Genomic DNA, 15,005 nt, shown 5'->3' with positions numbered 1-15,005 from the left:
TCCCTAGAATATTGCCGCCGCGAATGGCCCTGCCCACGCAGTAGCGAGCATGCCCACCCAATCCCCGCGTTTCCCAGTCTACAGGTCGCACCCCGAACTGATCCTCAACCTGGGCAGTTGCCTTGCCGTGCTCGCCATCGTGGCTATCGTCAGCTACCTGCTGGCCCGCGAGCGCGACAGCGTCGAGCTGTCGGCGGTGCGCGCGTCGAACAACATCGTCCAGCTGATCGAAAGCGACATCCTGCGCAACGCCGAACTGTACGACCAGTCGCTGCAAGGCCTGATCTGGGCCGTCGGGCGCAAGGAGCTGGCGCAAACTCCTGGCCCACTGCGCCAGCGCCTGCTGTTCAATGAAGCGTTCGTCGACCGCAAGCGCGGTGACGTGCTGTGGCTGGACAAACAAGGCAACGTCGTCGGCGATTCCACCAGCAGCGTGCCGCGCAAGGCCAACTTCGGCGACACCGGGGTGTTCAAGGCTCACCAGCACAATGCCAACCTCGGCCTGCTGGTAGGCCCGCCGTTCAAGGCCAAGCTCGGCGACCTGGACTGGTGCATCAGTTTCAGCCGGCGTATCTCCGGCCCCAATGGCGAGTTCGCCGGGTTGGCGGCGGGTGCGCTGCGCCTGTCGTACTTCAGTGAACTGTTCCAGCGCCTGGACATCGGGGATGACAGCAGCATCAACCTGTTCAATACCGACGGGCAGTTGCTCGCCCGCCAGCCCTCCCGCGTGCACGACCCGCTGATCGGCAGCAACTACGCCGAACGGCCCAACTTCAAGCGCATCCTCAGTGAACGCAGCGGCAGCTTCACCGCCCGCTCCGGCGGCAGCGGCAAACCGCGCATGTATACCTTCGCCCGTGTCGCGCAATTGCCCCTGATCGTGTTGGTGGTGCACTCGGCCGACGAGGTGTTTCAATCCTGGCGCCGCACCGCAATTCTGGTCAGCGTCGCCACCGGGGTGCTGTGCGTGGGCATTCTCTGGCTGACGCTGCTGCTGGGCCGTGAATTGCGCCGCCGCCACGAAGCCGAAGAAGGCCTGGCCACGCTGGCGGCCACTGACAGCCTGACGGGCCTGGCCAACCGCCGCCGACTGGATCAGGTGTTGCGCCAGGAATGGGCGCGCGCCCAACGTAACCGCAAGCCACTGGCGGTGCTGATGGTCGATGTGGACCATTTCAAGGCATTCAACCAACGCCATGGCCACGCCGGTGGCGACCACGCCCTGCGCGAAGTGGCCAAGACTATCGAGGCATGTATCCGTCGCCCGGCGGACCTGGCTGCGCGCTATGGAGGGGAGGAGTTTCAGGTGGTGCTGCCAGAAACCGACCTGGCCGGTGCGCAGCTGCTGGCTGAACGCATCCGTGCGAGCGTCGAGGCGCTGGCGCCGTTTGCCGATGATGCCCACGCGGTTACGGTGAGCATTGGCATCGGCCTGTCCGGCACCCAGCATGACCTGAGCAGGGTGCTGGGTGCCGCGGATGAAGCGCTCTACCGGGCCAAAGCCAAAGGCCGCAACCGGGTAGAGAGCCCGGCCGATTAGGAACGGGCGCGGGCGGAGTCGCGCAGGGCTTTGACCTGGTCATGGTTGCGCTGCACGCCTTGCAGCTGCTTTTCTACCAGGCTGTAGGTCGTGTCGCTGGCAGTGCGGCCCAGCTTCACCAGTTTTTCGCGGGCTTCCTTGTAGGCTTTGAGGGCGTGGTCTTCACCGCGCTCCACTTCGTTCAGCACCGCTTCTTCGTCCTTGCCAGTAACCATCGACTTGAGGTTGACCCAGCCGCGGTGCAGGTCGCCGCTGATGCTGGTGGAGGTTTCCGGGTCGCCGCCCAGGCGGCGCACTTCGCTCTGCAGTTCACCGGCCGCGTTGGCGCACTCGCTGGCACGCTGGACGAAGAACGCTTTCAGCTCGGCGTTCTTCACATCATCGGCCGAGGCCTTGAAGCCCTTCTCGCCATCCTTGCTGTACTCGATCAGGTCGTTGAGCACGTCAATCACGTCTTTGTTGGGGTTGCTCATGGTCGAACTCCTTGGCAGGTGATAGTCATCTACACAGGTGCAGCGTTCGTGCCATGCTGCAAGATAAAGAAAAACTCTTATTATTCAGATAGTTACAAAACAAATGACGCGAACTGGCAACGGCGTTCTGCATGATTGCCGCTTGGGGCTTCGTGCAGATTGCAGTATGGTCGGCGCTTTTGAACAACCAGGTGCGCCGTAGATGAAGCCGGAAACCCTCGAACTGCTGGTGACCCGCAGCATGCCGTTCGGCAAGTACCAAGGGCGAATCATTGCCGACCTGCCCGGGGACTACCTGGCGTGGTTCGCGCGCAAGGGTTTCCCGGCGGGAGAACTGGGTGGGTTACTGGCGTTGATGCATGAGATCGACCACAACGGGCTGGGTGATCTGTTGGTGCCGTTACGCAAGAAACATGGGCGCTGACAGGTCAAATCGGGCTTAGTGGGAGCGGCCTTGTGTCGCGAAAAGGGCCGCAAAGCGGCCCCAGCAATCTATGCGGCGAAGCTGAAATCTGGGGCTGCCATGCAGCCCTTTCGCGACACAAGGCCGCTCCCACAGGACGGGGTCAGCTCAGGCACTTTTAACCGGCGCCACCGCCAGCTCCACCTGCTCGCTCTTCTTGATCACCGCATACACCACCGCCGTCAACAGGCTGCCCGCCACGATCGCCAGCAAGTACAGCAGCGCATGGTTGATCGCATTGGGGATCAACAGCACGAACAAGCCGCCATGCGGTGCCATCAGCTTGCAGCCAAAGTACATCGACAATGCACCGGTCAGCGCACCGCCGACGATACTGGCCGGGATCACCCGCAGCGGGTCCTTGGCGGCAAACGGGATAGCCCCCTCGGAGATAAAGCACAAGCCCAGCGCCAGTGCCGCCTTGCCCGCCTCACGCTCGCTCTGGGCGAACTTGCGCCGGGCCAGGAAGGTGGCAATACCCAGGCCGATCGGCGGCACCATGCCAGCGGCCATGGTCGCCGCCATCGGCGCGTAGCTCGACGAAGCCAACAGCCCCACCGAGAACGCATAGGCGGCCTTGTTGATCGGCCCGCCAAGGTCGACGCACATCATGCCGCCCAGCAACAGCCCCAGCAGAATGGCATTGGTGGTGCCCATGCTGTCGAGGAAGTGCGTAAGGCCTTCGAGCATCGCCGCTACCGGCTGGCCAACCACGTAGATCATCACCAGGCCGGTGAACAGGCTGGCCAGCAGCGGAATGATCAAGATCGGCTTGAGCGCTTCCAGGCTGCTCGGCAAGCGCGCCCAACGGGCAATTGCCTTGGCGCTGTAACCGGCAAGAAAACCCGCGACGATGCCACCGATGAAACCAGCCCCCAGGGTGCTGGCCAGCAAACCGCCGATCATGCCTGGGCCAACCCCGGTCGGTCGGCAATGGACCAGGCGATGTAACCGGCCAGCAAAGGCACCATCAGCTTGAACGCAGCCTCGCCGCCAATCTGCATCAACGCCGCCGGCAAGGTGCCCGGCTGTTTGTAGGCCTCGATGCCGAACACGAACGACAGGGCAATCAGCAGGCCACCGGCCACCACCATCGGCAGCATGAACGACACGCCAGTGAGCAGGTGCTTGTATACCCCACTCTTCTCGCCTTTGGCTGCCGTGCTGGCCGCCGCAGCCTCTGCACTGTTTTCCACCTTGGCTTCGGCCAAGGCTTTGTCCAGCGTGGCGCGGGCCTGCTTGAGGGCGATGCCGGTGCCGCAGCGGTAAATACGCTTGCCGGCGAAACGCGCGGTGGGTACTTCGATGTCGGCGGCCAGCAACACCACGTCTGCTGCAGCGATGGCTTCGGCGGACAACGGGTTGCGCGCACCGACCGAGCCCTGGGTCTCGACGGTGAGCTGGTATCCCAGTTGCTGTGCGGCTTGCTGCAAAGCTTCTGCAGCCATGAAGGTGTGCGCAACGCCGGTCGGGCAGGCAGTGACGGCAACGATACGAGCAGCGCCGCTGCCAGCTGCGGCCGGGGTGTCTGGCAATGCGGTCAGCAGTTGGGCGTTGGCGGCCGCTTCGTCGAGGAAGCCCTCGCGATCAGCCAAGGCCTGGGACGGCGTACTCTTGTATAGGCGCTTGCCGACGAAGCGGGCCAGGTCCACCGGGCCGGTGCTGACCACCAGCACCCAGTCGGCCTCGGCGATCTGTGCCGCACTCAGTTGCCGCTCAGGGTGCTCGGCATCCAGCACTTCGACACTGGTGCTCCAACCACGTCGCTGGGCAGCGGCAGCCAGCAGGCGCGCGCTCAGCACACTCGATACCTGGCCGTTGGGGCAGGCGGTGACAATGGCAATGTTCATCGGCAACCCTCTTGTTGTTCTGTCAGTTGCACGGCGGCTTCCAGACATTCCAGTTGCTCGCGGTCACGGATGCCGAAGCCAACCTGGGTGACGGCCTGGGCGGCAATTGCAGTGGCACGAATCAAGGTCTGCGCGGGGGCCTCGCCCTGCAGCAGGCCATGAACCATGCCGGCCACCAGCGAATCCCCCGCCCCCACCGTGCTGGCGACCCGCACCTTGGGCGGGCAGGCATGCACGGCCAGATCGCGGCGGAACCAGCTGACGCCCTGCTCCCCTGCAGAGACCACCACGTGCTCAACGCCAGCGGCCAGCAGGCGCTCGGCGGCAGCGCGCTGCTGCGCCGGATTATCCACAGCCAGACCAAGCACCTCGCCCAGCTCCTCGGTATTGGGTTTCACCAGCCAGGGCGCAGCCTGCAGGCCAGCACGCAGGGCTTCACCGCTGCTATCCAGGGCCACCTTGAGGCCTTGCGCCTTCAGCTGTTCGAGCAACTGACGGAACCAGTCGGCACTGATCCCACGCGGCAGGCTGCCGGCCACCACCACCGCATCATGACCTGGGGCGACCTGCTGCAGCCTGCGCAGCAAGGCGCTGCGTGCCGCCTCATCGACCTCCGGGCCCTGGCCGTTGATATCGGTGACGCGGCCATCGGCCTCGACCAGCTTGATGTTGCTACGGGTTTCGCCCGGCACGCGGACAAAACAGTCGGCAAAGCCGCGCCAGGCGATCAACGCCTCGAAGGGCTGCAGGTTGTCCTGCCCGAGGAAACCGCCGACGGTCACGCTGTGCCCCAGGTCGGCCAGTACCTGGGCAACGTTCAGCCCCTTGCCCGCTGCGTGACTTTGCTGCGCTTGACTACGGTTGACCTGCCCAGGGCGCAGGGTGTCCAGGCCGACGGTGATATCCAGCGCCGGGTTCAGGGTAAGGGTGAGGATCTTGGCCATTCAGTAACGCTCCACCAGCGCGCGAACTGCCGCAGCGCTGTCCTGTTGCAAGGCTTCGCGCGCCAGGGCGCGGGCCGTCTGGTGATCGGCCTGGCGAACCAGTGCCTTGACTTCGGCGATGCTGCGCGCGGATACACTGAGCTCGTCCACGTCCAGGCCCAGCAGCACGGCGACCGCCTGCGGGTCGGCCGCCAGCTCGCCACACACGCCCACCCACTTGCCTTGGGCATGGGCGGCACGCACCGTCATGTCGATCAGGGTCAATACTGCCGGGTGCAGGCCGTCGGCCTGGGCCGAGAGGCTGGGGTGGCCACGGTCGATGGCCAAGGTGTACTGGGTCAGGTCATTGGTGCCGATGCTGAAGAAGTCCACTTCGCGCGCCAATTGCGCTGCCAGCAGGGCCGCCGAAGGCACCTCGACCATGATGCCCAGTTGCAGGTCGGCGACCGGGATTTCTGCACGCAGGCGCTCGACCATGGCCCGAGCCTCGCGCCATTCGTGCACCTGGCCAACCATCGGGAACATGATGCGCAGCGGTCGCTGGTCGGCGGCCCGTAGCAAGGCGCGCAACTGGTCTTCCATGATTTGCGGGCGCTGCAGCGTCAGGCGTACGCCACGTACACCAAGGAACGGGTTTTCCTCGGCGGCGATGGGCCAGTAAGGCAGCGGCTTGTCGCCACCGACATCGAGGGTGCGCACCACCAGTGGCCGCCCGCCCAGGCCATCAAGCACACGGCGGTACTCGGCCTCCTGGGTGGCCACGTCCGGCGCTTGAGGGTGGGCCATGAAAATCAGTTCGGTGCGCAGCAGGCCAACGCCTTCGGCGCCCTGCTCCACCACCTTGGCGATGCCGTTGCTGTCGCCAATGTTGGCGAACACCTCGACGGCATGACCATCACGGGTGACGGCTGGCTCGAAGCGGTTGGCCCAGGCAGCCTGCAGGCGCTGCTCACGCAGGTCGCGCTCGGCCAGCGCCTGTTGCAACTCATCCACTGGCGGCGCCACGCTGACCACTCCACGCTGGCCATCGAGCAGCAGCGGCGTGCCACTCTCCAGCAGCAGAATCGACGCACCTGCGCCGACCACCGCCGGAATGCCCAATGCACGGGCGACGATGGCACTGTGGGCCGTGGCACCGCCTTGGGCGGTGACGATGCCGGCAACCCGGTTCGGGTCCAGGCGGGCGACATCGGACGGGCCGACTTCAGTCATCACCAACACATAGGGTTGCTCGGGTTCAACCTGCGCCTGCACTCCACACAGCTGCGCCAGCACGCGGCGGCCAATGTCGCGCAGGTCGGCGGCGCGCTCGGCGAGCAGGGCATCGTGCAACGACTCCTGCTGACGGGCTGCGGCTTCGATCACGGCCATCCAGGCGGCCGCAGCGCTTTCGCCCTGGGCCAGGCGCTGTTCGATATCGTCGGTCAGGGCCGGGTCGGCAAGCATTTCCTGATGGGTGACGAAAATTTCGCCAATGGCCTTGTCGCTGCGCAGCACCAACGCCTGCAGTTCGCCGTTCACACTGGCGATGGCTGCGCGCAGCTTCTGCCGCTCCTGGGCGCAGGATTCGCCACGCAACGGATAGTCGAACTCACGCTCGACACAGACATGCGCCGGGCCACTGGCAATGCCGGGCGCTGCGCCCACACCCTGGATACGGCTGCCGGCGGCTGGGGCCTGCAGCACTTCGGGCGGGTGATCGGCCATGGGCGTGACGCTCTGCGGCAGCGGTTCAACCTCTTCGCCAAGGCCTTGTTCGATAGCGGCCAGCAGCACCGGCAAGGCATCGGCGGCGATGCCAGGCTCGGCGACCAGCTCCAGCACCTGACCCCGGCGGGCGCCCAGGCTCAGCAGCTTGCTCAGGCTCTTCAGCGACACCGCTGGCTGCGCGCTGTCGACCAGGCGCACACGGATTTCCCCTTCAAAGCCTTTGGCCAGCTGTGCCAGCACCTTGGCCGGGCGGGCATGCAGGCCATGAGGGTTGGCCAGCACAATACGCGCGCTGGGCCAATCCGCCGGCGCTTCGCCGCCCAGCACTTCCAGTACCGCGCGGCTGCTGGTGGCCTGGTAGAGCATCTGCCCACGGCCTTCAATCAGCACTTCGCACAGGCGCTCGAGCAAGGCTTGGTGAGCGGCGCCTAGGCTCGCCAGGCAGAACAAACCGTTGAGCGGTTGGTCGCGATAGCGCAACGGCTGCTGGGGGGTGATGAACGCCAGGCCCGGCTGACGTACCTGACGCTCGCTGTGCAGCCACCAAAGGCCCTCACCCAGCGGCAGCGGCTCGGCTTGCTGCAATACGGCGGCAAAGCCGCTGTCGACACAATCGGCACGTTGCAACAGGCGGGCACCGCGCCAGGCCAGTTCGTCGAAGTCTTCAGCCGGCAGGTTCAGGCCAACCAGCTGCGCATCCAGCGCCAGTGCCTGTGGTGCGCCCTGCAGCAGCTTGAGCAGCGCTTCGGCGGAACTGGCCCGGCGCAGCGCTTCGGCCAGGTCGGTCTCGCCCAGGGCGCGGGTGAGCAGCTGCAGCAGGCGCAGGTGTTCGTCGGAGCGAGCGGCGATACCGATGGCCAGGTAGACCATTTGCCCGTCACCCCAGTCCACACCCTCGGGGAACTGCAGCAAACGCACGCCGGTGGTATACACCAGATCACGGGTTTGCGGCGTGCCATGGGGGATGGCGATGCCCTGGCCAAGGAACGTCGAGCCCTGCACCTCGCGGGCTTGCAGCCCTTGCAGGTAACCCTCGGCGACCAGGCCGTCCCCGACCAGCCGGTCCGCCAGCAGGCTCAATGCCTCGGCCTTGTCGGCGGCCGTCTGGCCCATGGCTATCTGCTCCTTGGCGAGCTCGAGCATGACCTTCTCCTTTTGCAGTTCCCGTTCGGGTACTGGAGTATTGTTGTGAAATTCACATAAAGGGCCAGTTCCGCAGCCTTGCACGGATGGCAGCCGAGGCAGAAAATTCGGCAGCTGAAACGTTTAACCTGACCAGACGGCCACGTTACTCGATAATCTGCCCGGTAAAAAGCCCCATCCTGTCGGACAATTGCGACAATGGTCGTCTGCGCGTGATGCCCGTGCCGGGTCAAACTACCCGGTCCGGCCTTACAGCCAGCCCCGGTAATAACAAGGAAAATTCGGTGAAACTCAGCGATATCGCCCGTCTGGCCGGTGTGTCCGTGACCACTGCCAGCTACGTCATCAACGGCAAGGCTGAACAGCAGCGCATCAGCAACAGTACTGTCGAGCGGGTACGCGCGGTGGTCGAAGCCCACGGCTTCACCCCCAACCCGCAGGCTGCTGGGCTGCGCAGCCGGCATACCCGCACCCTGGGCTTCATTCTCCCGGATCTGGAGAACCCCAGCTACGCCCGCATTGCCAAGCAACTGGAGCAAGGCGCCCGCGCCCGCGGCTACCAGTTGCTGATCGCCAGCAGCGACGACCAGCCCGACAGCGAGCGCCAACTGCAGCAGCTGTTCCGTGCGCGCCGATGCGATGCATTGTTCGTTGCCAGCTGCCTGCCGCCAGAAGATGACAGCTACCGTGACTTGCAGGACAAAGGCCTGCCGGTGATCGCCATCGACCGCCGCCTGGACCCTGCGCACTTCTGCTCGGTGATCAGCGATGACCGCGATGCCAGCCGCCAACTGGCCGCCAGCCTGCTCAATTCGGCCCCACGCAGCATTGCCTTGATCGGCGCACGCCCCGAGCTGTCGGTCAGCCAGGCGCGCGCAGGCGGTTTCGACGAAGCCCTGCAAGGTTATGCCGGCGAAGTGCGCCGCTACCAGGGCGAAGCGTTCAGCCGCGAGTGCGGCCAACGCCTGATGCAGCAGCTGATCGAAGACCTGGGTGGCTTGCCGGATGCCCTGGTGACCACCTCCTATGTGCTGCTGCAAGGGGTGTTCGACACCCTGCAGGCACGCCCTGCCGATTCGCGTCAGCTGCAACTGGGCACCTTTGGCGACAACCAACTGCTCGACTTCCTGCCGCTACCGGTCAATGCCATGGCCCAGCAGCATGGCCTGATTGCCGCCACCGCGCTGGAACTGGCCCTGGCCGCAATTGAGGAAAAACGCTACGAACCCGGCGTGCATGCCGTTGGCCGCACCTTCAAGCAACGCATCACAGCGGCCTGAAAATGCGCCTGATCGACACCCACACTCACTTGGACTTCCCCGACTTCGACGCCGACCGCTCGCGCCTGCTGGCCAACGCGGCGGCACGCGGGGTGGAACGGATGGTGGTGCTGGGGGTTTATCAGGCAAATTTCCAACGGGTGTGGGACCTGGCCTGCGCCAATGAACGCCTGTTTGCGGCACTCGGCCTGCACCCGGTGTACCTCGACGAGCATCGCCCAGAGCACCTGACGCAATTACGCCAATGGCTGGAGCGCCTGCGCGGCGACCCGCGGCTATGCGCCGTGGGCGAGTTTGGCCTGGACTATTACCTTGAGGACCTGGACAAAACGCGCCAACAGGGCCTGTTCGAAGCGCAACTGCAAATGGCCTGCGACTTCGACCTGCCCGCGCTGTTGCATGTGCGCCGCAGCCATGCCCAGGTAATTGCCACGCTCAAGCGTTACAAACCGGTGCGGGCGGGGGTGATCCATGCGTTTGCCGGCAGTTACGAAGAAGCCCGTGAGTACATCAAGCTGGGCTTCCGCCTCGGGCTTGGCGGCGCCGGCACCTGGCCGCAGGCGCTGCGGCTGCGCAAGACGCTGGCGCGGCTGCCGCTGGAGAGCGTGGTGCTGGAGACCGATGCGCCGGATATGGCGCCGGTGATGCACCCAGGGATGCGCAACAGCCCGGAACACTTGCCGGACATTGCCGGGGCGCTGGCCCAGGTGATGGGCTTGGATGTAGAAGAGCTGGCGCAGGCCAGTAGCCGCAATGCCTGCGAGTTGTTTGGCTGGTGAAATCCAGGTGAGCGTGGTTTTTGTGGCGGCGGCCATGAATCAAACCAGCACGGTCCACAGCGCGAACCCGGCATACCACAACACCGCACAGCGCAGCAGCAGCTCCCACAGGCTGTCCAGCCGCCCCAGCCCACGCTGGCTGTCTTCTTCCTCTGGAATGTCATCGGCAATACGCCCGACCCGGGCCACCAGGTGCGCGGCGCTGATGTGCCAGTTGAGCACCTCGTGCAGCATTACCCGTGTCACGGCGAGGAAGTTGCCCACCAGGGCAAAGCTCAGCGCCAGCACCCGTACTGGCAGCCAGTCCATGATGTGCCGCAGCTGCTCGGCACGCGCCTTGAGCGTCGGCTGCTTGCTGTGTTCGCCACACAGTGCCAGCAGTCGATAAGCCAACGCCGCACCGGGGCCCAACACGAAATACCAGAAGATCACCGCGAAAAAGCCCTGGTACACCTGCCACAGCAGGTTGCCTTGTACCCGTACCAGCAGGCTGTGCGGCTCATCGGCCACCAGGCCCAGGTCACGCTCGGCCACATGCAGCGCCGCCTGGTCGTCGCCCCGCCGCCAGGCATCGCGGAACGGGCCCATCGAGGCCTTGGCATCGCCACGGCCCAGGCTGTAGATCAGCACCAGCAGGTGCACCGGCAAGGCCAGCAAGCCATAGGCCACTGGCTCCAGCACATGCAGCAGCAATACCAGCAGCGCGACCGGCGCCAAGACCAGAATGGCCAGCGTCCACCACGGGTGCACCTTACCGCTGCGCTCAAGGCGTACAAGTTCGCCAAGGAAGAACCCATCGCGCTGCACCTGATGGCGCAAAGCCGAGAACTTCTCGACCCACAGCGCCAGCAACAAAACCAGAAAACTCATGCCTCATCCTCATTGTGCTGCAGCGCCTGACGGTAGCGCGGCCAATCGAAGGCCGGGCCGGGTCGGTCTTGCGCTGCGGGGCAATGTCGCTATGGCCCTGGATGCGGCTCAGGTCGATGGCCGGCCAAGCACCGCGGATGTGCCGGGTAAGTTGCTCCAGCACAGCGTACTGGGCATCGGTATAGGGCTGGTCGTCGGTACCCTCCAGTTCGATGCCGATGGAAAAGTCATTGCAGCCCTCGCGCCCGTCGAAGCTCGACACCCCCGCATGCCAGGCGCGGTCACGTAACGATACGAACTGGGTCACCGCACCGTCACGCTCGACGAACAGGTGCGCCGACACTGTCAGATGGTTGATGCTGGCAAAGTAGGGATGTTCATCGGGGTCCAGACAGTTCTGGAAGAACTGCTGCACCTTGCCGGTGCCGAAACAGGCCGGGGCAAGCTGATGTTGTGGATCACCAGCAGGGAAATCGATTCGCCCTCTGGGCGCGCATTGAAGTTCGGCGAGGGGCAGTGGGTGATTCCGATTCCGTGGAACCAGCCAGTGGCACGGTCCAATTGCATGGGGCAGATCCTGAAAACGCCATGAACAAGACAACAGTATGCCCTGTGGCCAACACCGTGTGCATGTGAATGATTGTAATGCTGCCGCTACTGCACCAGCCCTTGCCGCAAGCCGTCGAGCACGGCCTCCAGTGCACGCTCGAACAGCAGCCCGTCATCCAGCACGCGCACTTCGCCCCGCTGCAGTGCCTGGGCCAGGCTGGTGCTGCTCCATTCGCGCACTTTCATGCCGGTGCGATTGGCGAACACCAGCCGGTCACTGCTGTTTATACGTGCCACCAGCTTGCAGCGCAGGGGTTCGTCTTCATCGAGCGCCTCGACCCAGGTGCCGATGCGCAGGCGCTGAGCCTGGTGTAACGCTGCAGCTTGCCCGTCGGCGATCTGCAGCGGCACACAGGCGGGCTCTTCGGCCATTGCCAGCACAATGTCTTCGGCCACCCGTACATCAGCCAGTGGTTGCCCATCGCCACTCGGCAGCACCTGGGCACCTGCGCAGGCGCGCAGGTGCAACTGCTCCAATTGCAGGAAGAACTCGCGGGTGGCCAGCGCGTCCAGGGCCACGCTGGCCAAGCCCCCACGCAGCGCCTTGAGCAGGCCCGGCACCTGCTGCAACAAGGCTTGTGGCTCATGGGGCGCAGTGATGCTGGCCAGCAGCGTGTCCATCGTCTGCAACGCGTCGCGCCATTCCTGGGAATTCTCGCCCTGTTTCAGCCAAGCCAGCAGCAACACCTGGCTCCAGGCCTGTACCAACATGTGTACCACCACCTGCGGCAATACTCGGCCGCGCAGGCGCTGGTTGAGCACATCTTGCACCTGTTGCCTGGCCTGCAGCGTCCGGGCTCGGCCTTCTTCGGCATCACGGGTGCGTTGTTCCAGCAACTCGTTGCGCCGCCGCTCGTCCTGGTTGAAAGCGAGGAAGTCGTCGAGCAGCTCGGTGAACAAGCCGACATCTTCGGCAAAATCATTGAGCAGGCGCTGGACGATTCGCTCTACCCGCAAGTGCAAGCTGTCACGCTGCCCTTCCCTGCCGTATTCCCAGCCAATCGCCGCACCGGCGACCTCGTTGAGCAGCCGGCGCGCCGGATGGCTCGCCCGGCTGAACAGCCCCTTGTCCAACAAGGCCACCTTGAGTAGCGGAATGTGCAAGCGGGCAATCAGCGCCCGCAGGCTGGCCGGCAGGTTGTCGTCGTTGTGGATGAAGGCGAACAGCATGCCAACCAGGTTGATCATGTCTTCGTCGGCCACGGCAAGGCGCCGGCGCGTGCCACTGCGCACGCTGACCCGCAACAACAGTTGCTCAAGCTGCTGGCCGAGCTCGAAATCATCGGCCTCGTGGGTGGCGGGCACGTAGTGCTGCAAATGCGATAGCAGCCGGAGCAGGTCGGCGCAGCTGATCGGCTGGGCGGCAGACACTGCCTGCAAGCGCGGGGCGAACTGCCCGCGCACCGGGGCCAGCAGCGCCTGCACCGAGGCAAAGAAAGCCTGCCCTGCCGCATCCGCGCCCACCGTCTGACCAAGGTTCGCGTGCCCCCTCCGTGCACGCATGCGCTGGTCTTCAGCCCGCCGCCGCGGTGCCGGCTGCAGTTCGGGCAGCACACCGGCGGCGGCCAGCAGTTGGTTGGCTTCGCCATAGATCACATCGGCATCGCGCAGCACATAGCGCTCGAACAGCTTGAGCAGCACCAGCTTGACCCGCAAACCAACCCCAAGGTTACGCCCGGCATCGAGGAAGTAACTGCATAATGCGGCAGGCCCCAACGGGTTGTGCGGCTCGTACAGCGGCCGGTCGAGCAGCGCCTGCAAACGCAAGCCCAACTGCTGCAAGGCAATGCCATCGCGTGACAACACCCGCGCCACCATGCCATCGATGGCGGCAGCCCGCTCCAGTTGGGCCTTGCTGCAAAGGTTGCCCGGCTCGACCTGCTGAGCCAGCAGGTCGATTTGGCCAATGCGCGCAAAGGTGTCGTAGAACGTATCGAGAAAACCACGTTCGATGCTTTTGCGCTTCAGGCGCAAGTCGCGCATGGCCTCGAAGTACAGGCTCTGGTCACAGCAGTCCAAGGCCTTGTCGGCCATTTCGAAAAGGGTGTCGTCGGCGTTGTCGAACAAGTCCTGCAAACCCTGACGCAACTGCAGAGCAGCCTTGTCGCGCACTTGCAGTAGCAAGACCGGAAGGCAAGGCAGAGGCGCACGCCCGCCTCGGTCGATGGCTGCCGCCAAGGGCACCACCTTGCCTTCTTTTTGCATCCTGGACTCCTTGCAGGGTGTCTTGCCCGGACGGGCCCATCATCGTCAAAGCTATGACGCCAAATACTGGTCGCTATTATCGATAAAATTTCGTACAGCTGCCAGCGCCGTTTTACAGGCTGTTCAGTGACCCTGTTTTGCACGGTCTGCTCACCACGCCCGACCAATGGTCATCATCAAGGCGGCTGTACACGCAAGCCCCCTGCCCTATAATCGCCGGCATCTAGCTTGTGGAGCCGAACATGCCGAACCTACGCCTTGCCGACCTGACCGCTGAAATTGAAGCCAACGTGCGCCGCGCATTGTTGGAGGACATCGGCAGTGGCGATATCACCGCGCAGTTGATCCCGGCCGAGCGCCTGGCCAAGGCCACCATCATCACCCGCGAGGATTGCGTAATCGCCGGCACCGCCTGGGTCGATGCCGTCTTCCGCCAGCTCGACCCGCGTGTTGCAGTGCACTGGCAGGTGGCCGACGGTGAACGGGCTACTGCCAATCAGCCACTGTTCCATCTGGAAGGCCCGGCCCGCTCGCTGCTCAGCGGTGAGCGCAGCGCGCTGAATTTCTTGCAGATGCTGTCGGGGGTCGCCACCCGTGCACGCTTCCTCGCCGACCTGGTGGCAGACACCCAGGTACGCCTGCTGGACACCCGCAAAACCCTGCCTGGCCTGCGCTTGGCGCAGAAGTACGCGGTGACCTGTGGCGGCTGCGACAACCATCGCATCGGCCTGTACGACGCCTTCCTGATCAAGGAAAACCATATTGCTGCCAGCGGCGGCGTAGCCCAAGCCGTGGCGGCGGCGCACCGCATCGCACCGGGCAAACCGGTGGAAATCGAGGTGGAGAGCCTGGAAGAACTGCGTGAGGCGCTGGCCGCTGGTGCAGACATCATCATGCTCGACGAGCTCAACCTGGACGAAATGCGCGAAGCGGTGCGTATCAACGCTGGCAAGGCCAAGCTGGAGGCCAGTGGCGGGGTAAACGAAACGACCTTGCGGGTGATTGCCGAGACTGGGGTGGACTACATCTCGATTGGCGCCATGACCAAGGATGTAAAGGCGGTAGACCTGTCGATGCGATTGAGCCTGTGAACTGAACGCAGGCAACAAAAAACCGGCCACTGAGCCGGTTTTTTGTTG

10 protein-coding genes and 2 pseudogenes are annotated in these 15,005 nt (G+C 64.5%); 5 read left to right on the top strand and 7 right to left on the bottom strand.

Annotated elements, in window-relative coordinates; all coding sequences use genetic code 11:
- The first annotated feature begins 49 nt into the window (after nucleotides 1-49).
- Nucleotides 50-1,540 (top strand): sensor domain-containing diguanylate cyclase, encoded by a 1,491-nt coding sequence (locus AB5975_14425; GenBank protein XDR22867.1) that lies wholly within the window; start codon nucleotides 50-52, stop codon nucleotides 1,538-1,540.
- Here AB5975_14425 and AB5975_14420 read toward each other — a convergent pair.
- Nucleotides 1,537-2,013 (bottom strand): PA2169 family four-helix-bundle protein, encoded by a 477-nt coding sequence (locus AB5975_14420; GenBank protein XDR22866.1) that lies wholly within the window; start codon nucleotides 2,011-2,013, stop codon nucleotides 1,537-1,539. The genes AB5975_14425 and AB5975_14420 overlap by 4 nt on opposite strands.
- A 202-nt stretch (nucleotides 2,014-2,215) precedes the next feature.
- Here AB5975_14420 and AB5975_14415 point away from each other — a divergent pair, with 202 nt between their 5' ends.
- Nucleotides 2,216-2,437, top strand: coding sequence for a DUF3820 family protein (locus AB5975_14415; protein XDR22865.1), 222 nt, complete (start codon nucleotides 2,216-2,218; stop codon nucleotides 2,435-2,437).
- A 147-nt stretch (nucleotides 2,438-2,584) separates the two neighbouring features.
- Here AB5975_14415 and AB5975_14410 read toward each other — a convergent pair.
- From AB5975_14410 to ptsP, 3 genes and pseudogenes are all read right to left on the bottom strand, one after another.
- Nucleotides 2,585-4,326: pseudogene (locus tag AB5975_14410) on the bottom strand (PTS fructose-like transporter subunit IIB).
- Complete coding sequence (pfkB, locus tag AB5975_14405) at nucleotides 4,323-5,270, bottom strand: 1-phosphofructokinase (protein ID XDR22864.1); 948 nt, start codon at nucleotides 5,268-5,270, stop codon at nucleotides 4,323-4,325. The pseudogene AB5975_14410 and the gene pfkB overlap by 4 nt, the downstream one beginning before the upstream one ends.
- Nucleotides 5,271-8,123: a phosphoenolpyruvate--protein phosphotransferase gene (gene ptsP, locus AB5975_14400; protein XDR22863.1), complete on the bottom strand. Its 2,853-nt coding sequence runs from the start codon at nucleotides 8,121-8,123 to the stop codon at nucleotides 5,271-5,273. It abuts the gene before it with no gap.
- A gap of 284 nt (nucleotides 8,124-8,407) precedes the next feature.
- Here ptsP and cra point away from each other — a divergent pair, with 284 nt between their 5' ends.
- Entirely contained in the window at nucleotides 8,408-9,403 is a 996-nt protein-coding gene (cra, locus tag AB5975_14395; protein XDR22862.1) for a catabolite repressor/activator, read from the top strand.
- Between the two features lie 2 nt (nucleotides 9,404-9,405).
- On the top strand, nucleotides 9,406-10,182 hold the full coding sequence (locus AB5975_14390) for a TatD family hydrolase (GenBank protein ID XDR22861.1): 777 nt from the start codon (nucleotides 9,406-9,408) through the stop codon (nucleotides 10,180-10,182).
- A 39-nt stretch (nucleotides 10,183-10,221) separates the two neighbouring features.
- Here AB5975_14390 and ampE read toward each other — a convergent pair whose 3' ends face one another.
- The 3 genes and pseudogenes from ampE to AB5975_14375 form a co-directional block, all read right to left on the bottom strand.
- A complete protein-coding gene (gene ampE, locus AB5975_14385) occupies nucleotides 10,222-11,052 on the bottom strand; it encodes a regulatory signaling modulator protein AmpE (protein XDR22860.1) in 831 nt (276 codons plus the stop codon).
- Nucleotides 11,049-11,619, bottom strand: a pseudogene (ampD, locus tag AB5975_14380) (1,6-anhydro-N-acetylmuramyl-L-alanine amidase AmpD). The gene ampE and the pseudogene ampD overlap by 4 nt, the downstream one beginning before the upstream one ends.
- A gap of 87 nt (nucleotides 11,620-11,706) precedes the next feature.
- Nucleotides 11,707-13,866: a DUF1631 domain-containing protein gene (locus AB5975_14375; protein ID XDR22859.1), complete on the bottom strand. Its 2,160-nt coding sequence runs from the start codon at nucleotides 13,864-13,866 to the stop codon at nucleotides 11,707-11,709.
- Nucleotides 13,867-14,108: 242 nt separating this feature from the next.
- Here AB5975_14375 and nadC point away from each other — a divergent pair, with 242 nt between their 5' ends.
- Nucleotides 14,109-14,957 carry a carboxylating nicotinate-nucleotide diphosphorylase gene (gene nadC, locus AB5975_14370; GenBank protein XDR22858.1) on the top strand — a complete coding sequence of 283 codons (849 nt, stop codon included), beginning with the start codon at nucleotides 14,109-14,111 and terminating at the stop codon, nucleotides 14,955-14,957.
- Nucleotides 14,958-15,005 lie beyond the last annotated feature (48 nt).

Source organism: Pseudomonas putida, assembly GCA_041071465.1.
Lineage (GTDB): Bacteria > Pseudomonadota > Gammaproteobacteria > Pseudomonadales > Pseudomonadaceae > Aquipseudomonas > Aquipseudomonas putida_P.
This window is presented reverse-complemented; position numbering and strand designations above follow the sequence as displayed.